The sequence below is a fragment of the Dactylosporangium sp. NPDC051484 genome (assembly GCF_040689395.1).
Lineage (GTDB): Bacteria > Actinomycetota > Actinomycetes > Mycobacteriales > Micromonosporaceae > Dactylosporangium.
Genome location: NZ_JBFAZX010000004.1, coordinates 386562 through 407295 on the forward strand (window position 1 = coordinate 386562; position 20734 = coordinate 407295).

Sequence of the window (20734 nt, forward strand, 5' to 3'; positions counted from 1 at the left end):
GTCAGCCGGTGGCGGAGGGTGCGGCGCTCGCGTCGCTCGAGATGCCGCCGGTGCTGCACGGCACGCCGGGCTCCAGCGTCGCGGTCTGGCGATACTCGCGGATGAACGCGTCGATGCGCGGGTCGTCGGCCGAGGTCACCCGCAGCTGATACCCCCACGCCTGCAGCGAGATCGCCGTGGGCTGCCCGTCATAGGGGCTCATCAGCATGTAGTTGTTGTTGCGCACCCGCTTGGCGAGCCGCTCCACCTCGGCCGGCGCCAGCCCCGCGCGGTAGGTGATCCAGACCGCGCCGTGCTCCAGGCTGTGCACCGCGTTGCCCTCGTCGACCGGCGCGGTGTACACGTCGCCGGCGCAGCGCTCCCACACCGGGTGGTGCGGCCCACCGGCGGCCGGGACCATCGGATACTCGATCTTCTCGCCCTCGTCGCGGTGGTCGCGCTCGAGCCACTCGGGGTGCGTGCTGCGATAGTCGATGAGCCCGGCGATGTCCGCCGACGCGTCGCCGCCGGAGGTCTTCTTCGTCGTGTACCACACCACGCCCACGATCCCGGCGACGCACGCGAGCGCCAGGACACCGACGATGCTCACCAGCGCGATGACCAGCCGTCGATTGCTGCCGGACGGCGGCTGGTAGGGCGACGGCTGGTAGGGCGGCGTGCCGTACGACGGCGGCGGTTGAGGGTAGGCGCCGGACATGCCGACGACACTACCGGGCGTGCGTTTCCGCGACAATTCGGACGCTTCGCACTGTCAGGGCCGTCGCGCGCCGATCGCCTCGCCTACCGGGGCACCCCCAGGGCGCTGAGCGCGTCGAGATAGCGCGGCGGGACTACGTTGAGGCCGTCGCCCCGGAAGGCGGCGTCGACCTCGGCGTCGGTGGGCAGCGCCGGCACCTCGGCGGCGAGCGCCTTCACGATCGGGGTGTCGCGCCAGTCGGGGTGCTCGGTGAGCAGCCGTAGCGCGACGAGGGACTCCTCGATCTCGCCCACGCACTCGAACGGCTTGTGCGCGGTCAGGCCCATCAGCTCGCGGTACCCCTCGAGCTGCGTGAGATCCATGAACACGTCGGTGCCGAAGATGTGCACCAGCCGCTCCCGCCCGGTGAACGGCGCCAGGGCCAGGAACACGAACCGGCACTTCGGGCAGTGCCCGCACCAGCGCTCGCTCGCGTCGCGCTGCTTGAACGCGGCGTTGCAGCTGGTGACCACCTCGTCGTACGCGCTGAACTTGGCGAACAGCCCGGCGATGTGCAGCTCGGACAGGCCGCGCAGCAGCGAGAAGTACGCGTCCTGCAGCCCGGCATGGGCCAGCAACGCGGCGCGCAGGTGCGCCTCGGCCGGCAGCCCCTTCGACCACTGGTGGTTGATGTCCCGGCCGAGCCAGGTCAGGTTCGGCACCGAGGCGGAGCTCTCGTTGGACATGACGACCGGCCCGAGCCCGTGCATCAGCGACGTGGCGACCGCGACCAGCGAGTTGATCGCGGTGACCGGGATGTGCCCGTTGTACGCGCCGGTCTCGTTGAGCTCGCGCATGCGCGGGTCGAGCTGCCGGCGCACGGCGCGCACCGGCTGCGCCGACACCGCCATCACCCCGCGGATGATCGCGTTGGGGTTGACCGCGAACAGCACCGGGTCGAGACCGGCGCGCTGCAGCGCCTCCATGGTCACGATCGAGTCCTTGCCCCCGCCGACGGCGGCCAGCGGCGGCCCGGCCGGGGTGTGCGTCCACTCCGGCGGTGCCACGGCGCGCTCCGCCTCGATCGGCAGGTCCAGCACATACTCGAGCTTGTTGCGGTAGGCGAACTCGCCCAGCCCGTCGTGGAAGAGCGCGCGCACCCACGGCAGCGCCCCCTCGGCCAGGGCCACCCCGCCGAGCTCGACCCGCTTCGGCGCGGCGATCTTGTAGTACGAGGTGGAGGCGGCGACATACAGCAGGTCGAGCACCCGATCCAGCGCGGGGTGCCCGGCGGCGGGCGGCCCGAAGTCGACGGTCTCCGTGAGTACGAGGTCGCCGAGCGCGTAGTGCAAGCGCGCTACCCCGGTCGACGGGTCGAACTCCCGCCCCGGGAACCGCAGCGCCTCGACCTGCTCCCACGCGTTCACGATGTGCTCCGTTCCGTCCCGGTACGCGCCGACGCGCAATGGTAGCTTTCGCGCGCCGCTCGCATCCGCCACTCGGGCACGGCACGCAGAACAGCGCTCAGCGGTACCAGCGGCGCAGGGTTCGCAGGGTTTCCGAGCCGCCGAGGTCCGGCGGAGGCGTCGGGAGCTGACGTAGCAGCAGGTCCCGCTCGGTGACGTACGACGGCTCCGGGTCGCTCAGCGGGACCGGCGGCAGCCAGAACCGCTCGATCTCCACGTCGGGCTCGGTGAGGCCGGCCAGCGCGCCCGCCGTGCCGATCATCGGGTTCGGGGAGAGCGCGGGCGCCGGCTCGTGGTCGTCCGGCTCCGCGGGGCCGCCGGCGCGCAGGGTGCGCAGCGCCGAAAGCAGGTCCTCGCGGGAGCGGCCGCGCCACAGCAGGATCAGGAACGGGTCGGCGTCGAAGCGCTCGGCCAGCAGATAGCACGTCGCCGCGAGATGCTTGCACGGTACGGCCTGATCGGGGCACGAGCAGCGCATCGCGAGGTCGGCGAAGCGGGCCGGGAACAGCGGCGCCGACTCGGCGTGGAAGACGTCCTCGACGTGCGGCGGGAGCTCGCCGGCCAGAAGCTTCGCGGCACCCAGCGCCTCGGCGGCCAGGGCGTGCTCGACGGCCGACCAGACGCTGTCGGGGAAGACGGCCAGGCCGATGGAGACCTTGTACGGCGTGGGGCGCGAGCCCTGCACGGTCGCCGTCACCGCGCCGGGGGCCACGTCCAGCCGCAGCACCTGGCCGGCGCGGGCATAGTTGCGGCCCCGGGTCAGGCGGGTGCCGAGCGCGAAGGACTCGAGCACGGCCAGGAACCGCTTGGACCACCAGCTCTCGCCGATGGCGCCGCGCGTGCTGCGGGCCCGGATGCCACCCTCGACGCGGACGGTCCGGGTCCCCCAGAATTCCGGTGTCGTCACGCCTGCGAGCACCCCGGCCCAGCGGCGCCGCGCTGCGACGTGCACTCGACGATCATGGCCCCAGTTTAGTCGGCCACGGAACGCCGCGATGACGCGCGACATCGGCCCCATGTATTCGGGATGCGGCAGCGCGCACCACGACCTCGCCCGCGCCGGCCCCGGCGGTGGCCGCGTCGTAACCGTAAGTCGCCTGATTTCACCTTGCCGCGTATTGCGCAAGCCGTTGGTTCGTCCTACATCGAGAGTGGCAGTAGATGCCACCGGTCAAGGTTTTGTTGGTCCAGTGGGGCGCCAGCACCACCTATGCCACCAAATGCGGGCGAAGAATCGGGCGGCCCTCTCATGGTCGACTGCGGACACGATGGGGGTCATGGCCGGGACCTGGACAGCGGCAACCACGACGCGCAGGGCACCGAGGGTGGCGCGAGTCGCGGCGTCCATGCCGATACCCAGTATCGGCACGAAGGGCACCAGCAGAATCGCGACGGCGGTGATCGTCCAGATACGGCTCGTCACCACCCACGAGACGGTCACTGGAGAGCCCGTTGCCCGGAAAGCCGGCACGGCGGATGCGGTCCGGAGGCCTACCGGTGCCGCGGCGCGGATTGCGGCATGCGCGTGCACCATTTGACATTATGGACTGCCGTTCTGGGCGGTGGTTTCGGGCGGGTTCTGGGATAATTACACGCATGGGCCAGTTGCAGTTGTTTTCCAGGACGGAATTGGCTGCCATGCGTGACCGGACCAGGTCACGTAATTATTCTCCGGCGAAGGAGCAGTTCCGCCGGGAGCATGCTCGGCATCGGGAATGGGGCCTGGCCAGACGCCACGCCGAGAAGCTCCGCCGCGTCCGCGGTGACACCCCGCCGGCGGCCAGCGACCAGCGGGACGGATCGGGGCAGGGGCAGGGGCCGGTGTCGCCGTCGCCGCCGGTCACGCCGTCTGACCAGGAACGACGTCCCGCGAGCAGCGCCGCGGCAAACGACTGCGATCCCGCACCGCGCCAGGCGGGCGGCGCCGGGCGGCCCGGTCCTGTCCCGAAGCGTCGTCGCGCATCCATGCCACAGCTGCGCCGGCCCGCCGGTCCGGCAACGCATCGAATGGTTGGCGGCAATGCACGGTTGCCGGTGTATCGCGGCGGTCTTTCGACAATGCCACGCAGGGCCGGGCGGCATTTCCGCCGTATGCTCCGCACGGCGGGGACAAGCAATCGCTGTCCCCGTGGACCACCGGCGCCAATTCCCGAATGTCTCGACAATGAGGTGATTGCAGCGTTACTGGCTTTCCGCAAGTCGCCTGCGTGTTGCCTCGATGCTGCCGTGGCGGCGCGAGCCGTCCGGTCACGCACTCGGCGGACGATCCGGGGCAACTGCCGTTCAATAAGCGCGAGCACTGCCCAGCCGGCGCTCTACACCGGGCCGGTGCATCAGTCATGCAAACCATGCTAGGGAGTGAGGACTCACTCTGTTAATACCCGCAGGCGAGGATCTGTACGTGCATCGCGACCAGACCGTCGGCGGCGAGGTCCCGAGCGAGCCCGCCGCCGATATCCGTTCGGTGGTGTCCGTCCGGTTCGGTCGCGGCGAGCTCGACAGCATCGTCGCGGCGGCGGCTGCGGCCGGTCAGCCGGTGTCGACGTACATACGCAACGTCGCGCTCGCGACGTCGGCGGCGATCGACTTCGAGGCAGCGCGGCGAGAACTGCGCACAGCAGCAACGGCACTCGACGAACTGCGCCGGCGGCTGGGCTCCGCCGCGTGAGCGTCGGTCGGGCGCCCGCGCGAGGGCAGTAGCTCAGCTCCGGTGACGCCACGGAGCCAACATGGGTAACGCCTGTGACCCTGGCGGCACCTGATCCGACCGTTTCCAGGAGGTGTCACAGTGACCGACGGCGCGAAACTGGCGTGCTTCGACGACCGGCTCGCGGTGCCGGGACAGGCCGGGCTGGTCTGCTTCGACGAGGGGCTGCGCCTGCCGTTGGACTTCTCCGGCTCGCCGGCCATGGACCGGGCGGTGTGCCGGTTCGTGGCCGAGCACGTGTACCACGACATCCACCTGCTCGGCGCGCCCCCGTCCGGTCCGTTCATCACCGTCGGCGCTGACACCCCGGACGCGCCGACAATGTCCGCGTACGCCGCCGGCACCTGGCCGCAACCCACCTGAGTGTCGCCCTGTCGACCTTGCGGATACGCTTCGTTCTGCGTCAGTATTCCGACTCAGCGGGCCGGAATACTGTCGATGGACCCAGCCGAGGCCCGGCCTCCGTCATATGTCCACATGAGACGGTCCGTGGTGCGCGGCGGGATTTCGAGCCCGTCGTGATCAGCGAGTTCTGGGTTGGCGACGTGCGTCACCGCCTCTTTGCGCGGCTGCGCGTGGCTGAAGCGGATTTATTCCGGCCGGCGGGGAGGCGTAACCCACGTCCCGCGTGCGGCTCCGTCGATCTAGCGTCGAGGCCATGAAGATTGTGTTGACCGGTGGGACCGGTTACATCGGCTCCGCCGTGGTGGAGCGGCTCGTCGCCGGCGGGCACGCCGTCACCGCGCTCGTGCGCGGCGAGGAGGCGGCCGAGAAGGTACGCAAGGCCGGCGCCGAGGCGGTCGTCGGTGACCTGTTCGACTCCGAGTGGACCGCGGACCAGTTCGTCGGCGGCGACGCCGTCGTGCACCTCGCCGCTACCGGTGATGGCGAGTCCGCGCGTTTCGACCAGGCCATCGTTGCCGCCGCCGTGCGGGCGCTGGGTGGCACCGGGAAGCCGTATGTGCACACCGGCGGGATCTGGAGCTGGGGCGACAACGCCGACATCACCGAGGAGTCGCCGCTGGCGCCGCCGGCGTTGACGGCGTGGCGGTCGGAGATCGAGCAGTCGGTGCTCGACGCTGACCTGGTGGCTACGGTCGTCGCCCCCGCCGTCGTCTACGGCCACGGTGGCGGGATCCCCGCCGGGGTGCTCGTGGCGGCCCGCGACGAGGACGGGCGCGTCCGGCTCGTCGGCGACGGCTCGCAGCACTGGGCGACCGTGCACGTCGACGATGTCGCCGCACTGTACGCGCTTGTCGTCGAGCGCGGCGAGCGGCTCGGCCGCCTCGTCGCCGCGTCGGGCGTCAACCCCACCGTCCGGGAGCTCGCCGAGGCCGCTTCGGGTGGCGCGGGCGTCGCCCCGGAGACCGCCGATGCGTCCCGGGCGCGCCTGAGCGCACCGTTCGCCGACGCGCTGCTGCTGGACCAGCAGGCCACGGGTGCGAAGGCCAGGTCGCTGGGCTGGAGCCCGTCTGGAGCGGCGCTCGTCGAGGAGTTGCGCGCCGGAGCGTAGGGCGCTCGCTGGGGTCGGGGAGCGCGGCTTCGGCCGCGCTCCGTCGTATTCTCCGGCGGTCGAAGCGCCGATCAGACCGGCAGCAGCGACGAGTCCGCCTCGGTCAGCACCAGCACGTCGCTGGACAGCGGCCGGTAGACGCGGCGCAGCAGGGCCGGGTCGCAGACTCCCGCCACGGCGGCGAACACGGCACGCGCCAGGCGCTCCGCGTCGGCCGGCGCGACCGCGGACCGGGCCGCGACGTCGGCCAGGAAGTCGAGGTGTACCTCCTGGTCGTACAGGTGCTGGTAGGACCACAGCGGTTCGGCCAGCGTCGGTGGGAGCTCCGCGGCCAGCTGGTGCACCCAGCCGTCGGGCAGCCGGTTGGCCAGGGCGTGCAGCACGCCGCGCAGGGCCCGGCGGGCGCTTTCGGGATCGGTGATGCCGGTCTTTTCGCGTACCTCCGCGATGAACACGTCTTCGTACATGCGCCGAACGCTGCCGGGCGCGCAGGTGAGCGGCCATCACTCGGCGGGGACGGCGCTGGCGGGCGGGCGGTGGCGGGTCATCCGCCGCGGGTGGGACCGCCTCACCCGCTCCCCGCCCAGCATGGCGAGGTACGTGCAGCCCGCACAACTGGGAGGCGCCACCATGACACTGCTGGTCACCCGTCCCCGCCGGTCGCTTGCCGTGTATCCGGCGCTGGGCATGCCCCTGACGAGCGGTGCGCCCGTCGACATCGAGGAGACCGGCGACGCGTTCCGGGTCGAGATGGACCTGCCGGGTGTCGCGCCCGGCGACGTGGAGATCGAGCTGCGCGACAACGAGATCCGGGTCATCGGCACGTTCGGCGAGCGCCGCCGTGAGGGGACACTGCGCCACCACGCGCGCAGGACCGGCGAGTTCGAGTACATCGTCGCCCTGCCCGGCGACGTGGACCCCGAGGGCGTCCAGGCGGACCTGGACGCAGGGGTGCTCACGATCCTGGCGCCCAAGGCGCGCGGGCAGCAGGCGCGGCGGATCGAGATACATCGCAAGCAGGAGATCGTCGACTCCTCCGTGGTGCCGCCGGAGCCGTCCACGGAACACCTGAAATCGCCGGACAATCCGGCCGCGAAGGCCAAACAGATGAAGGAGGGCCAGTCGCGGCCCGGCCCGGCGGGCCAGCGCGCCGGCTCGTGGGGCACCGGCAGTACCGGCCAGGTCGGCCGCAGCTCGATGGGCTGAGGCGGGCCACAGGGACCCAGGGCGGGTCGTCATGGCGGTCGACTTCCGCGACCCGTACGAGGTGCTCGGCGTCGCGCGGGGCGCGGGGCAGGACGAGGTCCAGCGCGCGTACCGGCGCCTGGCCCGCCGCTACCATCCCGACGTCAGCTCCGAGCCGGGCGCGGAGGAGCGGTTCAAGGAGATCACCGCGGCGTACCGCGTGCTGGCCGACCCGAAACGCCGGCGCGAGTACGACGCAGGGCGGCGTGGCCGGCACCAGCGGTACCGCGGCGGCATCGACGTCGATCTGTCCAGCGGGCTGTTCCGCGGGGCGCGCGGCACCGACACCCGAGCCGAGCTCACGATCGGCGTGGAGACCGCTTACACCGGCGGACGGCGGCGCGTCACGCTGCCGGGCCCGGCGGGACGGCCCAGGCAGTATGACGTGAACGTCCCGGCCGGCATCGTTGACGGCGAGCGGCTGCGGCTGCCCGGCCAGGGCGCGCCCGGGACGCGGGGAGGTCCCTCGGGGGATCTGCTCCTGGTCGTACGCCTGGCGCCGCACCCGAGATACAAGGTGTCCGGTCGCAACGTGATGGTCGAGGTGCCGCTCAGCCCGTGGGAGGCGGCCCTGGGCGCGGTCGTCCCGGTCGGCACGCCCGCCGGGGAGCTGCGCCTGGACGTGCCGGCGGGCTCGTCCTCGGGCCGGCGCCTGCGCCTGCGCGGCCAGGGCCTGCCCAACCCGCGCGGCCCGGCCGGTGACCTGTTCGCGGAGATACGCATCGTGGTGCCGGAGCGGCTCACCCCCGGCGAGCACGCGTTGTACAGCTCGCTCGCCCGAGAGTCGCCGTTCGACGCCCGGCTCATCTAGACAACGCAGGAAGAGGGGATCACATGCTGAAAAGGGAAGCTTGGCTGCTGGGCATCCGTGGTGTGCTCGCGATCGCGTTCGGCATCATCGCGGTGGTCTGGCCCGGGGTGACGGTGATCGCGCTGGCGCTGCTGTTCGGCATCTTCGCCATCGTCACCGGGGTCGAGCAGCTCGTCCACGCGATCCGTCCGTCGCCCGGGCCGTCGAACGTGATCACCGGCTTCGCCGACGGTACGGGGCCGCGGGTGGCCCGCGGCGTGGCCGGTGCCGTCGGCCTCGTGCTCGGCATCCTGGCCATCGTGTGGCCCGGGATCACGGCCATCGTGCTGGCCATCATGGTCGGCGTGTGGGCGGTCGTGACGGGCCTGGCCGACCTCTGGCTGGCGACCCGCCAGCACGGGGGCTGGTCGCTGGCGCTCATCGGCGCGCTCGCGATCGTGGCCGGGCTGTTCATCATGGTCCGCCCCGCCGCCGGGGCGCTGGCCATCGCCTGGGCCATCGGCATATACGCGATCATCAGCGGCGTGCTGCTGCTCGTCGCCGCGTATCAGCTGACGCACCAGCGCACCGGGCGGGGCCGGATGGCGGCGGCGCACTGACCGGCGCCATAGCGGCGGGCGGCGCGGCTTCGGCCGCGCCGCCCTTCGCGTCTTGCAGACCGGGTCGTTTGCCCGCTGCCCTCGTTGTAGCCTGCTCGGCATGACGCAGCCACCGTATGGAACCCCCAATCCGTATGGGCAGCAGGATCCGTACGGGCAGCCGTCGCCGTATGGGCAGCCGTCGCCATACGGCCAGCCGGTGCCGTACCCGCAGTCCAACCCCTACGGCCAGCCCGCGCTGCCGCCGCCTCCGATGTCCGCGCCGCCGGCCTCCGGCCTGCCCGCGTCCGGCCAGCCGTATTCGACGGCCTATCAGATGCCCCCGGTCTCGGGCGCCCCGATCTCGGGCGGATTCGATCCCTACGGCCAGGCCGCCTACGCGCAGCCCATCTACCCCCAGGCCGCCTATGCCCAGCCCGGTTACGCCCAGCCCGGGGGCTACCCGGTCGTCGCCGTGGCCGCCTACGACCCGCTGACCGGCCAGCCGTACTCCGACAAGAGCAAGCTCGTCGCGGGCCTGCTGCAGTTGCTGCCGGGCCTGTTGTTCGCCGTCGGCGGCATCGGCCGGCTCTACGCGGGCAACATCGCCCTCGGCGTGACCCAGCTGATCCTCAGCTTCGCCGTCGGCTGGGTCGCCTTCTTCTGTGGCTTCTTCCTGTTCGTGCCGTTCCTCATCACCGGCGGCCTGTGGTTGTGGTTCATCATCGACGGCATCATGATGTTCGCCGGCCGCCCGGTCGACGGCCAGGGCCGCCCGCTGCGCCCCAACTGACCCTCGCGTCACAGGGCACACGGTCGACGTTGCGAGTTACGGGCGGACGCCGCGAATCGAGGCGTCCAGGACCTGCGCCGTGTGGGCCAGCCGGATCGTCGCGCCCGCGCGTTGGACGGCGGCGGCGATCTGCATCAGGCAGCCGGGGTTGGCGGTCACCAGCAGCGACGCGCCCGTGGACAGGACGTCGCGGGCCTTGCGGTCGCCCAGCTCGGCGGCGGGGCCGGGGTTGAGGATGTTCCAGATGCCGGCCGAGCCGCAGCAGATCTCCGGGTCGGGGATCTCCCGCAGGTCCAAGCTCGGCACCGCGCGGAGCAGGGCGCGGGGCTGGGCGCGCACGCCCTGGGCGTGCGCGAGGTGGCACGCGTCGTGATAGGCGGCCGTCACCGGGACCGGGTGGCGCGGGGCGACCGGGCCCAGCTCGGCCAGGAACTCCGACAGGTCGCGCACCTTCGGGGCCAGGGCCGCGGCACGCGGGTCGTCGGGGAGCAGCTGGGCGATCTCCTTGAGCGCCGAGCCGCAGCCGGCGGCGTTGACGACCAACGCATCGACGTCGGCGAACGCGTCGAGGATCGCGGAGGCGAAGCGGGCGGCCTCGTCGCGGCGGCCGCTGTGCAGGCTCAGCGCGCCGCAACAGCCCTGCGCCGGCGGGATGACGACGTCGCAGCCTTCGGCGGCCAGGACGCGCGCGGTCGCGGCGTTGACCGACGGGAAGAAGGCATGCTGGACGCAGCCGGTGAGCATGCCGACGCGCGCGCGGCGCGGGCCCAGCGCGTTCACGAGGGGCGGCAGCGGGACCGCGCGGCGCAGCGGCGGGGCCAGGTCGACGAGCGTGCGCAGGGTCGCCGGCAGGCGCCGTTTCAAGGGCGTCCCGAGCGATCGGTACCCCACGAGCGGCGCCTTGGCGACCCGCAGCCGGCGGTGGTACGGCAAGAGCGCGAAGAGGGCCGTCCGCAGCACCCGGCCCGACGGCGGGCGGACCTCTTCCACCATCGCGCGGGTCTCGGTGATGAGCTCGTCGTAGCGCACCCCGGACGGGCACGCGGTCACGCACGCCATGCAGCCCAGACACGCGTCGAAGTGGCCGGCCATCGTCTGGGTCAGCGGCTCGCCCTGGCTCTCCTGCAGCATGAGCTGGATGCGCCCGCGCGGGGAGTCCATCTCCTCGCCCCACAGCACGTACGTCGGGCAGGTGGGAAGGCAGAAGCCGCAGTGCACGCAGTCGTTGATGAGCTCGGGCCGGTCCCCGCTCATCAGATGCCCCCGACGAAGCGGCCCGGCGCGAGCGTGCCCGCGGGGTCGAACTGGTCCTTGACCCGGCGCATGAGGTCCAGGCCGTCGACGTGGCCCCAGACGTCGATGCGGGTGCGGACCGCGGGCGGGGCGGTCAGCACCACGCAGTGCCCGGCGCCGGCCCGGGCGGCCGCGCGCAGGTCGCTGACGACGCCGGCCACCACGCCTGGGTCGGTGCCGCCGGGCAGGCCGGCGTAGAGCACGCCGGTGCCGGCCGAGCCGCGCACCCGCAGCGGCACGTCGTGCAGTTGCGCGGCCACGCCGGCGGCGGTGAGCAGGTACGAAACCCTCGAAAGGGCACAGGTCAGCTTGATGCCGACGTCGCCGGGTGCCCACGGGTACTCGCCCCAGCCCGGCGGGGGCGTCTCGCCCTGCACGGCACCGTCGCCGAGCAGCTTCTCCAGGTCGGCGGCGCGCCGGTCGACGCCGGCGGGAACGCCCTCGACCAGGGCGGCGACGGTGAGCCGGCCGTCGGCCATGTCGACCTCAAGTGCGCTGGGCACGACCTGCGAGCCGAGGACCGCGGCCACGGCCCGGCCGGCCTCGTCGGGGCCGACGGCGGGCGCCGACACGAAGCGGGCGGCGGCGGGCAGGGGATGCAGCCGGAACGCGCACTCGGTGATCACGCCCAGGGTGCCGTACGAGCCGGCGACGAGCTTGCCCAGGTCATAGCCGGCGACGTTCTTCACCACCTTGCCGCCGGCGCGGGCCACGACGCCGTCGGCGCGCACCACGGTCACGCCGATGAGCAGGTCGCGGACGGTGCCGTAGAGCATCCGGCGCGGGCCGGACGCGTTGACCGCGACGGTGCCGCCGACGCTCGCCCCGGGCAGCGGCTCGTCCAGCGCCAGCTGCTGCCCCGCCGGGCGCAGCGCCTCCTGCACGTCGCGCAGCGGCGTGCCGGCCCGCACCACCGCGACGAGGTCGCCGGCGGCGTGCTCGACGAGGCCGCTCACCCCGCTCATCTCCAGGATCAGGTCGAGCCGCTGCGGCGGCAGCGCCCAGTCCTGCCGGGTGCCCGCGCCGCGGGCGACCAGGGCCAGCCCGTCCCGCGCCGCGCCGCGCACCACGTCGGCGACCTCCGCGGTCGACGCGGGCGAGGCCACCGCCGCGGCGGGCACCCCGGCGATCTCAGCGAGCACCGTCACCGTGTGACCACCTCACCCTCACAGAACACCATCCTCAGAACACCTCAGCCACGCCGGACTCGTGCAGGGGATGGACGCCCTTGCGCCGGCCGGGCACCTCGCCGCACAGCCGCGGGGTCGGGAACACCTTGCCGGGGTTGGCCAGGCCGCGCGGGTCGAACGCGCACCTGAGCAGCTGCATCGTGTCGAGGTCGGCCGGGGAGTACATCCGCGGAAGGTGTTTGGCCTTGTCGACCCCGACCCCGTGCTCCCCGGTGATGGAGCCGCCGTGCTCGACGCAGATGTCGAGGATCGCCCCGGACACCGTCTCGGCCCGCTCGGCCTGCCCCGCGACCGACTCGTCGAACAGCACCAGCGGGTGCAGGTTGCCGTCGCCGGCGTGGAAGACGTTGGCGACCCGCACGCCGTGCTCGCGGGCCAGCTCGCCGATGCGCGTGAGGACCTGCGGCAGCGCGGTGCGGGGGATGACCCCGTCCTGCACGATGTAGTCGGGGGAGATGCGCCCGACCGCGGCGAACGCGGACTTGCGCCCCTTCCAGAACAGCGCCCGCTCGGCGTCGTCGGCGGCGATGCGGATCTCGAACGCGCCGTGCGCGCGGCAGAAGTCCTCCACCGCGGCGAACTGCGCGTCGACCTCCGCGGCCGGGCCGTCGAGCTCGACGATCAGCACCGCGCCGGCCCCGCCCGGGTAGCCGCAGTGCACCGCGGCCTCGGCCGCCTCGATCGCCAGGGCGTCCATCATCTCCACGGCGGCGGGCACCACGCCGGCGGCGATGATCGCCGAGGTCGCCGCGCCGGCCTCGTCGGTGCCGGCGAACGCGGCGAGCAGGGTGCGCACGGTCTCGGGCAGGCGCACCAGGCGTACCGTGACCTCGGTCGCGATGCCGAGAGTGCCCTCGGAGCCGACGAACGCGCCGAGCAGGTCGTAGCCGGGCGCGTCGGGCGCCCGCCCGCCGAGGCGGACCAGGTCACCGTCCGGGGTCACGATCTGCACGCCGGTGACGTGGTTGGCCGTGAAGCCGTACTTCAGGCAGTGCGCCCCGCCCGAGTTCTCCGCGACGTTGCCGCCGATCGAGCAGATCTGCTGGCTGGACGGGTCGGGAGCGTAGTAGTACCCGTGCGGGTTAGCGGCCCGGCTGACCTGCAGGTTGATCACCCCTGGCTCGAGGACGGCCCGCTCGTCCCGCGGCGCCATCTCGCGGATCGCGCGCAGCTGCGAGGTGACGATGAGCGCCCCGTCGGCGTGCGGCAGCGCGCCGCCGGACAGCCCGGTGCCGGAGCCGCGGGCGACGAACGGCACCGCGTTGGCGACGCACGCGCGCACCACGGCCGCGCACTCCTCGGCGGTGCGGGGCAGCAGCACGATGCCCGGCACGACCCGGTAGTGGGTCAGCCCGTCACACTCGTACGTGCGCAGCCGCTGCCGGTCCGTGATGATCTGCTCCGGCAGCAGCACCGCACGCACCGCCGAAGCGAGCGCATCGACACTCATGCCATACGTTCGTACGCCGGAACGGTCAGGAAGTCCACGAAGTCGTCGGCCACGGCCACCTCCATGAACAGCGCGCGGGCCTCGGCCAGATCCCGCCCGGAGTCCCCGGCGAGCGCCGCGAGCTCCTCGTCGGCGATGCGCTCGACGAGCTCGCGGGTGACCTTCTCGCCGGTGTCGTCCAGCGTGACGTCGTTGTGCAGCCACTGCCAGACCTGCGAGCGGGAGATCTCGGCCGTCGCCGCGTCCTCCATCAGGTTGTTGATCGCGACCGCGCCGGTGCCCTTGAGCCACGAGTCGAGGTACTGCACGCCGACGCTGACCGCGTTGCGCAGCCCGGCCTCGGTCCGCCCGCCCGGTGTCTGCCCGATGGCCAGCAGGTCGTCCGCGCCGACGCAGACGTCCTCGCGGAGCCGGTCGAGCTGGTTCGGCCGGTCTCGCAGCGTCGCGTCGAAGACCTCCCGGCAGACCGGGACCAGGTCCGGGTGGGCGACCCACGAGCCGTCGAAGCCGTCGCCGGCCTCGCGCGTCTTGTCCGCGGTGACCTTCTCCATCGCCACCCGGTTGACCTCGGGGTCGCGCCGGCTCGGGATGAACGCCGCCATGCCGCCGATGGCGTGCGCGCCGCGCTTGTGGCAGGTGCGCACCAGCAGTTCGGTGTAGGCGCGCATGAACGGCACCGTCATCGTGACCGAGTTGCGGTCGGGCAGCAGGAACTCCCGGCCGCGGGTGCGAAACTTCTTGATCACGCTGAACATGTAGTCCCAGCGGCCGGCGTTGAGCCCGGCGGAGTGCTCGCGCAGCTCGTAGAGGATCTCCTCCATCTCGAACGCGGCCGGGAACGTCTCGATGAGCACCGTGGCGCGGATCGTGCCGGTCGGGCGGCCGTAGCGCTCCTCGGCGAAGGCGAACACGTCGTTCCACAGCCGCGCCTCCAGGTGCGACTCCATCTTCGGCAGGTAGAAGTACGGCCGGGTGGCGAGGTGGTTGTGGAAGAAGTACAGCCCGAAGTCGGTCAACGACCCGGAGGTGCGCTGCCCGTCGACCAGGATGTGCTTCTCCGGCAGGTGCCAGCCGCGGGGCCGCACCACGATGGTCGGCCGCGGGCCGTCGCTCAGCGCATACCGCTTGCCCTCCGGCGAGGTGTACTCCAGCCGGCCGGCGACCGCGTCGCGCAGGTTGAGCTGGCCCCGCACGACGTTGTCCCACAGCGGGGTGTTGGCGTCCTCATGGTCGGCGAGCCAGACCTTCGCGCCGGAGTTCAACGCGTTGATGGTCATCTTCGCGTCGGTCGGCCCGGTGATCTCCACGCGGCGGTCCTGCAGGCCGGGTGCCGGTTCGGCGACTCGCCACTCGCCCTCACGCACGTCCAGCGTCTCCGGCAGGAAGCCGAAGGTGCCGCCGGCGGCGAGCGCGGCCTCGCGCTGCTCGCGCAGCCCGAGCAGCTCCAGGCGCCGCGCGTCGAAGCCGCGATGCAGATCTGCCAGGAAACTCAAAGCCTCTTCGGAGAGGATCTCAGCGAAGCGCTCGCCGAGAGGTCCGGTAATCTCGACGCCCGTAGCGTTGCCCATACGACCGACCTTAGGCCATATCGGGCGGTACCCCGGTGCGTGCCGCGAAGCGTGTGGTATGGGAAGCTCTGCCGAACGAAACTCAGGTCCGTCCGTGTGCTGGGCCGTCCACCAGGGGAGTCGACGAACTGTGAGCGATCGGGGCAGGAACCGCCGCCCGGCAAGGTCGACCAATGCCACCTCGCCGAAGGCTGGGGCGCCGGCCGAGCCGGACGCGTCGGTGGAGGAGTCGTCTGCCGAGGTCACCGACGCGACCGCCGCCGAGCAGATCGCGTCCGAGCGGACCGACGCGGACGAGACGGCCGCCGCCTCGGGGGACACCGACGCCGAGACCGACGCTGAGTCCGCCGCCGGCGATGCGCCGGAAGAGTCAGACAAGTCGGCGAAGTCGAAGGGCAAGGCGCCCGCGCCGCTGACGAAGGCCGAGCAGCGCGCCGCCGCCCGGGTCGCCGCCGCGAAGTCCGCCCGGCGGCGCCGCACCGGCCAGGCGATCGCCGGCACGCTCATCGTCCTGCTCGCCATCGGCGGCGCGTTCGCCGGCGTGTGGTATTTCGGCAACCGCGCCGAGGAGCAGAAGACCCTGTGCAAGAAGCCGGCGCCGAAGGCCTCGAACAACGCGTCGCCCGCACCGGAGCAGGCCGCGTATCCGCCGCTGCTCGGCGGCTTCGACAAGCGACTGGCTGAGGAGCCCAAGACGGAGGCCGGCAAGGAGCCGAGCGTCGGGGTGCGCCACGTTGACGTGCTCATCCAGGGCAACTGCAAGACCGTGAAGCCCGGCGACACCATCGTGGTCAACTACGTCGGCCTGACGTACAAGGACGGCAAGGTCTTCGACTCGTCCTGGCAGCACAAGCAGACCTTCCCGGTCGGGGTCGGGATGCTCGAGCAGAAGCAGCAGCCCCAGGTCATCGAGGGCTGGGACCGCGGCCTGGTCGGGCTCAAGGTCGGCAGCCGGGTCATCCTCGACATTCCGGCCAAGGAGGCGTACGGCGACACCCCGCAACAGCCCGGCGCCCCCGCCGGCGACCTGCGCTTCTATGTCGACATCCTGGACATCGAGGCCCCCGACGCCTCGGGCGGCCTCACCATCCCCGGCGGCAACTAGGCGCATCGGGCCCGGTCGCTGACCGGGCCCCCGCGCTTCGACGGGCAGCGCGTCGCCGAGCCACACCCCGACGCGAAGGACCCGGCGGTGCGGGCCCGGTTGCGCGCGCTGCTGCATCCGATGCCGTAACGCGGGGTCGTGCCTCAGGGGGCGGGTCGATGCTGCACGGTACCGGATCGCCGCCCGGAGGTTTGGAAGCGACGGATGCGGCTAAGCGCAACGTATGACGAAGCAGACCGTGGGCGAGGCGATCATCGCGCGACTGGCCGCCTGGGGCGTCGACACCGTGTTCGGGTTGCCGGGCGACGGCATCAACGGCCTGATGGAGGGCCTGCGGCGCAACGCCGACCGGGTCCGGTTCGTGCTCGTGCACCATGAGGAGGCGGCCGCGTTCATGGCCGTCGCGCACGCCAAGGCCACCGGCCGGCTCGGCGTCTGCGTCGCCACGTCCGGGCCCGGCGGCATCCACCTGGCCAACGGGCTGTACGACGCCAAGCTCGACCACGCCCCGGTGCTGGCGATCACCGGGATGCAGGAGTCGGGCGTGCTCGGGACGGCGTACCAGCAGGAGGTACACCTGGACCGGCTCTTCGCGGACGTGGCCGAGTACAACGAGCCGATCGTCAATCCGGCCCAGGTGCCGTCGCTGGTCGACATCGCGGTGCGCACCGCCCTGGCCCGCCGCGGCGTGGCACACCTGACCATCCCCAACGACGTGCAGGTCGCCACCGCGGGCGACAACCCGTACGAGGACGTGGGGCCGGTCCGCGAGCCCGCGACCAAGCCGGTATGGGTCCCGCCGCCCGTCCGCCCCGCCGACGACGACCTGCAGGCCGCCGCCGACCTGCTCAACGCGGCCGGCCGCCCGGCGATCCTGGCCGGTGTCGGCGCGCGTGGCGCCGGCGCCCTCGTCGAGCTCACCGCCGACGTGCTCGGCGCGCCGATCGTCAAGTCGCTGCTGGGCAAGATGGTCGTGCCCGACGACTCCCCGTTCGCCCTCGGCGGTCTCGGGCTGCTCGGCTCCGCGCCGAGCGAGGACCTCATGGACGAATGCGACGTGTTGCTCATGGTGGGCACGAACTTCCCGTACACGAAGTTCCTGCCCGAGCCCGGGCAGGCGCACGTGGTGCAGATCGACGCCGAGGCCACCCGCGCCGGGACGCGCATCCCGACCGACGTGCCGCTTGTCGGCGACGCCGCGGCCACCCTGGAGTCGCTGCTGCCGCGGCTGCGCCGCCGGGAGGACCGCAGGCACCTGCGCAGGTACCAGGAGAAGATGCGCGACTGGCGGGAGCGCATGGCGGGGCTGGAGAACGCGGAGCGCTCGCCAATCGCGCCGCAGTACCTCGCCGCGGCCCTGAACCGCGCCGCCTCCACCGACGCGATCCTGTGCTGCGACTCCGGGACGGTGGCCACCTGGGCGGCGCGGCACTGGCAGATCGTCGGGCGGCGCGAGTTCTACATGTCGGGCACGCTCGCCACCATGGCGCCCGGGCTGCCCTACGCGATCGCGCTGCAGCACGAGTACCCGGGCCGGCAGTGCATCGCCTACATCGGCGACGGCGGCTTCGCCATGCTCATGGCCGAGTTCCACACCGCGGCCCGTTACGGACTGCCGGTCAAGGTCGTCATCAACAACAACAACGCGCTCGGCATGATCGTCTGGGAGCAGATGGTGCTCGGCTTCCCGGAGTACGGCGTCCGCTTCGGCGACCCGGCCCCCGACTACGCCTCGTGGGCGCGCGGCTGCGGCGGCTTCGGCGTCCACGTCAGCGAACCGGGCCGCCTGGACGAGGCGCTGCGCGCGGCCCTCGCCCACGACGGCCCGGCCCTCGTCGACGTCGCGGTCGACCCGAACGAGCCGCCGATGCCCGCGAAGGTCACCTACCAGCAGGCCGTGCGCTTCGCCGAGGCGTTCCTGCGCGGCCAGCCGCATCGCGTCGCGATCGCCACCACGATCCTCGAGGACAGGATCACGCAGCTGAAGGGATGATCGAACGATGCGCGCCCAGCCCCGGGGCGCCCGCGGCACCGTCGGGCACCCGTACAGCGCCCTGAACCTCCGCCTGCTCCTCGCGCTCTTCGGCCTCGTCGTCGGCGTGGGGCTCGGCGTCCTCTCGCTGATCGCCGGGCTGACCTGGCTGGCGGTCGCGCTGTTCGTGCTGGCGGCGACGGCGCTGGTCGACACGGTCGTGGTGGTGCTGCGCCGCCGGGCCCGCTTCCGCGAGGGCGGCGGCCGCGGCTCGCTGTTCGAGTAGCGCGCTCATCGCGACGCGGCGTGTGCGCCGGCGCGGCGAATCGAGCGGTACCACAGCCGCGACCGCGCGACGCCCATCGAGACGCCGCCGGGCACGCGCATCCCGCCCAGGCCGACGACGCCGCCGACCAGGACCACGCCCGCGAAGGCCAGCAGGCCGGAGCCGGTGAGCACGTAGTAGACGGCGCGTTCGTCGCGCCGCGCGACGGCGGTTCCGGTCCCGTCCGGGTGGATGGTCGTGGCGTTGGACCGCTCCACCATCGGCGGCGGAGCCGGTTCGCGTGCCGCCTGCGCCGCGCTCAGCGTGCCCGCCATCAGCGCCGCGCCCGCGACGCACTGCCATGCCCTGGTCTTCATCGCGGGGCACGCTAGGCGGCCGCCGGGTGAGCCGTCGCCGCCCGCCGCCCACCCGGCGGGGGTGAATCGTGGCAGAGTGGGTGCGTGCCGATCTACAAGATCCTGCTCCCCGCGGAGTGGTCCGCGTTCGAGGCCGCCGGGGTGTCCGGTGTCTTCGAGGGCTCGCCGCTCGACCGGGCCGACGGGTTCGTCCACCTCTCCGGCGGCGACCAGGTGGCGGGCACCGTCGAGCGATACTTCGCCGACCAGCCCGAACTCGTCATCCTCGCCGTCGACCCGCAGCCGCTCGGCGAGGCGCTCAGGTGGGAGCGGAGCCCGTCCGGGGGCGTGTACCCGCACCTCTACGCGCCGCTGCCGCGATCCGCGGTCGCCGCCGTGCACCGCATCACTGACAGGTCCGATCTGTCGGCCCTGTCCTGATCACGTCGGGCCGGCCCAGCGCGTCGTGACGATCGCGGTCATGGCTGCTTCCTCCCCCTCGTCCCGCCACCGCCGCCCGGCGGTCGCAGGACAAAGTCTCGGCGAACCCGCCCCTTCCCGGCATGGCGTGCGCACCAGGATCGGGCCCCGTCGATCACGAACCCTCGATGTGGTGTCAGCACCACAGGGGGTTCGCCGTGGCGCTATACCGGGATGCGCGCGCGCACGAGGGTGCCCTGCCCAGCCGGGCTGTGCACCTCGATCGACCCGTCGAGCATCGCCATACGGTCGGCGAGCCCGCGCAGGCCCGTGCCGAGCTCCGCGTCGGCGCCGCCGCGGCCGTCGTCGACGACCGTGACGACGAGCACACCGTCCTCGACGCCGAGGCTGACTTCCGCCGCATCCGTACCGGCATACCGCGCGACGTTCGTCAGGGCCTCGCTGATGACGAAGTACGCCGTCGACTCCACCGCCGGCGGGAAGCGCTCCTCGGGCAGGGCGCCGACGCGCAGCTCGACGGGGGAGCGGCGGGCCAGGTCCGCCAGGGCGGCGCCGAGCCCGTAGCGGGTCAGGCTGCTCGGGTGGATGCCGCGGGCGAAGTTGCGCAGCTCGATCGCGGCCTCCTCCAGCGCGCCGATCGCGTCGTCGAGGATCGCCGCGGCGCGGGCCGGCTCGTCCGGCAGTGCGGTGCGCGCCCGGGCCAGGGCCATGCCGAGCCCGACGAGCCGCTGCTGGGCGCCGTCGTGCAGGTCGCGCTCCAGGCGCTGCCGCTCGCCGACCGCGGTCTCCATGATCCGGCGGCGGGAGGCCTTGAGCTCCTCGGCGGCGGTGTACCGCGCGCTGAGGTCCCGCAGGTAGCCGCTGAACACCGGCCGGCCCTCGACGGCGACGCGGGTGATGGTGAGCTCGACGGGGAACTGCGAGCCGTCGCGGCGCATGCCGGTGATCTCGACCCGCTGGTCCAGCACGCGCGGCTGCGCCGAGCGCAGGTAGCGCCGCAGGCCCTCGCGATGCGACTCGCGCAGCTGCGGCGGGACGATCAGCTCGGCCAGCTCCCGCCCGATCGCCTCGTGCCGTTCGTAGCCGAACGTCCGGCACGCCGCCGGGTTGAACTCGAGCACCATGCCGTCGGCGTCGGCGATCACCACGCAGTCCAGGGCCGAGTCGAGCACCGCGCGCAGCAGGGCCTCGCTGCGGTGCACGGACTCGTCGGCCCGGGCGTGGTGCAGCGCGTCGCCGATGCGCCGCCCGAGGCTCTTCGCCGTGCCCAGCAGCTCCGCCGGCGGGTCGTCCAGCTGTGTCACG

General features: G+C 72.7%; 22 protein-coding genes. 11 read left to right on the forward strand and 11 right to left on the reverse strand.

Annotation, left to right across the window (positions count from 1 at the left end):
• Position 1 precedes the first annotated feature (1 nt).
• The 4 genes from AB0367_RS10520 to AB0367_RS10535 all read right to left on the reverse strand — a co-directional run bounded on the left by AB0367_RS10520 (position 2) and on the right by AB0367_RS10535 (position 3676).
• A complete protein-coding gene (locus AB0367_RS10520; RefSeq protein WP_366225952.1) occupies positions 2-697 on the reverse strand; it encodes a DUF3105 domain-containing protein in 696 nt (231 codons plus the stop codon).
• A gap of 83 nt (positions 698-780) precedes the next feature.
• Complete coding sequence (locus AB0367_RS10525) at positions 781-2103, reverse strand: hypothetical protein (RefSeq protein WP_366225953.1); 1323 nt, start codon at positions 2101-2103, stop codon at positions 781-783.
• Positions 2104-2200: 97 nt separating this feature from the next.
• Positions 2201-3061: a hypothetical protein gene (locus AB0367_RS10530; protein WP_366226048.1), complete on the reverse strand. Its 861-nt coding sequence runs from the start codon at positions 3059-3061 to the stop codon at positions 2201-2203.
• Between the two features lie 252 nt (positions 3062-3313).
• Positions 3314-3676, reverse strand: coding sequence for a DUF6069 family protein (locus AB0367_RS10535; RefSeq protein WP_366225954.1), 363 nt, complete (start codon positions 3674-3676; stop codon positions 3314-3316).
• 867 nt (positions 3677-4543) lie between these two features.
• On the opposite strand from AB0367_RS10535, the gene AB0367_RS10540 reads away from it, so the two are divergent.
• The 3 genes from AB0367_RS10540 to AB0367_RS10550 all read left to right on the forward strand — a co-directional run bounded on the left by AB0367_RS10540 (position 4544) and on the right by AB0367_RS10550 (position 6362).
• A complete protein-coding gene (locus AB0367_RS10540) occupies positions 4544-4810 on the forward strand; it encodes a hypothetical protein (protein WP_366225955.1) in 267 nt (88 codons plus the stop codon).
• Positions 4811-4930: 120 nt separating this feature from the next.
• Positions 4931-5212 (forward strand): hypothetical protein, encoded by a 282-nt coding sequence (locus tag AB0367_RS10545; RefSeq protein ID WP_366225956.1) that lies wholly within the window; start codon positions 4931-4933, stop codon positions 5210-5212.
• A 295-nt stretch (positions 5213-5507) separates the two neighbouring features.
• Positions 5508-6362 (forward strand): NAD-dependent epimerase/dehydratase family protein, encoded by an 855-nt coding sequence (locus AB0367_RS10550; RefSeq protein WP_366225957.1) that lies wholly within the window; start codon positions 5508-5510, stop codon positions 6360-6362.
• Positions 6363-6433: 71 nt separating this feature from the next.
• Here AB0367_RS10550 and AB0367_RS10555 read toward each other — a convergent pair whose 3' ends face one another.
• Complete coding sequence (locus AB0367_RS10555) at positions 6434-6829, reverse strand: DUF2267 domain-containing protein (RefSeq protein ID WP_366225958.1); 396 nt, start codon at positions 6827-6829, stop codon at positions 6434-6436.
• On the opposite strand from AB0367_RS10555, the gene AB0367_RS10560 reads away from it, so the two are divergent.
• From AB0367_RS10560 to AB0367_RS10575, 4 genes are all read left to right on the forward strand, one after another.
• Positions 6828-7568, forward strand: a complete 741-nt coding sequence (locus AB0367_RS10560) for an Hsp20/alpha crystallin family protein (protein ID WP_366225959.1) — start codon at positions 6828-6830, stop codon at positions 7566-7568. The genes AB0367_RS10555 and AB0367_RS10560 overlap by 2 nt on opposite strands.
• A 31-nt stretch (positions 7569-7599) precedes the next feature.
• The gene (locus tag AB0367_RS10565) at positions 7600-8418 is read left to right on the forward strand and encodes a DnaJ C-terminal domain-containing protein (RefSeq protein WP_366225960.1); all 819 of its coding nucleotides are present in this window, start codon (positions 7600-7602) and stop codon (positions 8416-8418) included.
• A 23-nt stretch (positions 8419-8441) separates the two neighbouring features.
• Positions 8442-9017: a DUF308 domain-containing protein gene (locus AB0367_RS10570; protein ID WP_366225961.1), complete on the forward strand. Its 576-nt coding sequence runs from the start codon at positions 8442-8444 to the stop codon at positions 9015-9017.
• A 100-nt stretch (positions 9018-9117) separates the two neighbouring features.
• Positions 9118-9789, forward strand: a complete 672-nt coding sequence (locus AB0367_RS10575; RefSeq protein ID WP_366225962.1) for a hypothetical protein — start codon at positions 9118-9120, stop codon at positions 9787-9789.
• 36 nt (positions 9790-9825) lie between these two features.
• On the opposite strand, the gene AB0367_RS10580 is transcribed toward AB0367_RS10575, so the two are convergent.
• The 4 genes from AB0367_RS10580 to aceB are packed head-to-tail and all read right to left on the reverse strand — an operon-like array spanning position 9826 to position 15290.
• Complete coding sequence (locus AB0367_RS10580) at positions 9826-11043, reverse strand: heterodisulfide reductase-related iron-sulfur binding cluster (protein WP_366225963.1); 1218 nt, start codon at positions 11041-11043, stop codon at positions 9826-9828.
• Positions 11043-12230, reverse strand: coding sequence for an FAD-binding oxidoreductase (locus AB0367_RS10585; protein WP_366225964.1), 1188 nt, complete (start codon positions 12228-12230; stop codon positions 11043-11045). The genes AB0367_RS10580 and AB0367_RS10585 overlap by 1 nt, the downstream gene beginning before the upstream one ends.
• Before the next feature lie 34 nt (positions 12231-12264).
• Positions 12265-13722 carry an FAD-linked oxidase C-terminal domain-containing protein gene (locus AB0367_RS10590; protein WP_366225965.1) on the reverse strand — a complete coding sequence of 486 codons (1458 nt, stop codon included), beginning with the start codon at positions 13720-13722 and terminating at the stop codon, positions 12265-12267.
• Entirely contained in the window at positions 13719-15290 is a 1572-nt protein-coding gene (gene aceB / locus AB0367_RS10595; RefSeq protein WP_366225966.1) for a malate synthase A, read from the reverse strand. Before aceB ends, AB0367_RS10590 begins: the two co-directional genes overlap by 4 nt.
• 220 nt (positions 15291-15510) lie before the next feature.
• Here aceB and AB0367_RS10600 point away from each other — a divergent pair, with 220 nt between their 5' ends.
• The 3 genes from AB0367_RS10600 (at position 15511) to AB0367_RS10610 (ending at position 18653) form a co-directional block, all read left to right on the forward strand.
• A complete protein-coding gene (locus AB0367_RS10600) occupies positions 15511-16395 on the forward strand; it encodes an FKBP-type peptidyl-prolyl cis-trans isomerase (protein WP_366225967.1) in 885 nt (294 codons plus the stop codon).
• Between the two features lie 223 nt (positions 16396-16618).
• Entirely contained in the window at positions 16619-18388 is a 1770-nt protein-coding gene (locus tag AB0367_RS10605) for a thiamine pyrophosphate-dependent enzyme (protein ID WP_366225968.1), read from the forward strand.
• A gap of 7 nt (positions 18389-18395) precedes the next feature.
• Positions 18396-18653, forward strand: a complete 258-nt coding sequence (locus tag AB0367_RS10610) for a hypothetical protein (RefSeq protein WP_366225969.1) — start codon at positions 18396-18398, stop codon at positions 18651-18653.
• A gap of 5 nt (positions 18654-18658) precedes the next feature.
• Here AB0367_RS10610 and AB0367_RS10615 read toward each other — a convergent pair whose 3' ends face one another.
• Positions 18659-19009 carry a hypothetical protein gene (locus AB0367_RS10615; protein WP_366225971.1) on the reverse strand — a complete coding sequence of 117 codons (351 nt, stop codon included), beginning with the start codon at positions 19007-19009 and terminating at the stop codon, positions 18659-18661.
• Positions 19010-19093: 84 nt separating this feature from the next.
• Between AB0367_RS10615 and AB0367_RS10620 the strand changes: the two genes are divergently transcribed.
• Positions 19094-19429, forward strand: coding sequence for a DUF952 domain-containing protein (locus tag AB0367_RS10620; protein WP_366225972.1), 336 nt, complete (start codon positions 19094-19096; stop codon positions 19427-19429).
• A gap of 203 nt (positions 19430-19632) precedes the next feature.
• Here AB0367_RS10620 and AB0367_RS10625 read toward each other — a convergent pair whose 3' ends face one another.
• Entirely contained in the window at positions 19633-20733 is a 1101-nt protein-coding gene (locus AB0367_RS10625) for a PAS domain S-box protein (RefSeq protein WP_366225973.1), read from the reverse strand.
• Between the last annotated feature and the right edge of the window lies 1 nt (position 20734).

Excerpts from the sequence above, each read along its gene's own strand:
- AB0367_RS10520 (WP_366225952.1), bottom strand. The coding sequence starts at position 697 with ATGTCCGGCGCCTACCCTCAACCGCCGCCGTCGTACGGCACGCCGCCC.
- AB0367_RS10535 (WP_366225954.1), bottom strand. The coding sequence starts at position 3,676 with ATGGTGCACGCGCATGCCGCAATCCGCGCCGCGGCACCGGTAGGCCTC.
- AB0367_RS10550 (WP_366225957.1), top strand. The coding sequence starts at position 5,508 with ATGAAGATTGTGTTGACCGGTGGGACCGGTTACATCGGCTCCGCCGTG.
- AB0367_RS10560 (WP_366225959.1), top strand. The coding sequence starts at position 6,828 with ATGCGCCGAACGCTGCCGGGCGCGCAGGTGAGCGGCCATCACTCGGCG.
- AB0367_RS10555 (WP_366225958.1), bottom strand. The coding sequence starts at position 6,829 with ATGTACGAAGACGTGTTCATCGCGGAGGTACGCGAAAAGACCGGCATC.
- AB0367_RS10565 (WP_366225960.1), top strand. The coding sequence starts at position 7,600 with ATGGCGGTCGACTTCCGCGACCCGTACGAGGTGCTCGGCGTCGCGCGG.
- AB0367_RS10570 (WP_366225961.1), top strand. The coding sequence starts at position 8,442 with ATGCTGAAAAGGGAAGCTTGGCTGCTGGGCATCCGTGGTGTGCTCGCG.
- AB0367_RS10575 (WP_366225962.1), top strand. The coding sequence starts at position 9,118 with ATGACGCAGCCACCGTATGGAACCCCCAATCCGTATGGGCAGCAGGAT.
- AB0367_RS10580 (WP_366225963.1), bottom strand. The coding sequence starts at position 11,043 with ATGAGCGGGGACCGGCCCGAGCTCATCAACGACTGCGTGCACTGCGGC.
- AB0367_RS10590 (WP_366225965.1), bottom strand. The coding sequence starts at position 13,722 with ATGAGTGTCGATGCGCTCGCTTCGGCGGTGCGTGCGGTGCTGCTGCCG.
- aceB (WP_366225966.1), bottom strand. The coding sequence starts at position 15,290 with ATGGGCAACGCTACGGGCGTCGAGATTACCGGACCTCTCGGCGAGCGC.
- AB0367_RS10605 (WP_366225968.1), top strand. The coding sequence starts at position 16,619 with ATGACGAAGCAGACCGTGGGCGAGGCGATCATCGCGCGACTGGCCGCC.
- AB0367_RS10610 (WP_366225969.1), top strand. The coding sequence starts at position 18,396 with ATGCGCGCCCAGCCCCGGGGCGCCCGCGGCACCGTCGGGCACCCGTAC.
- AB0367_RS10615 (WP_366225971.1), bottom strand. The coding sequence starts at position 19,009 with ATGAAGACCAGGGCATGGCAGTGCGTCGCGGGCGCGGCGCTGATGGCG.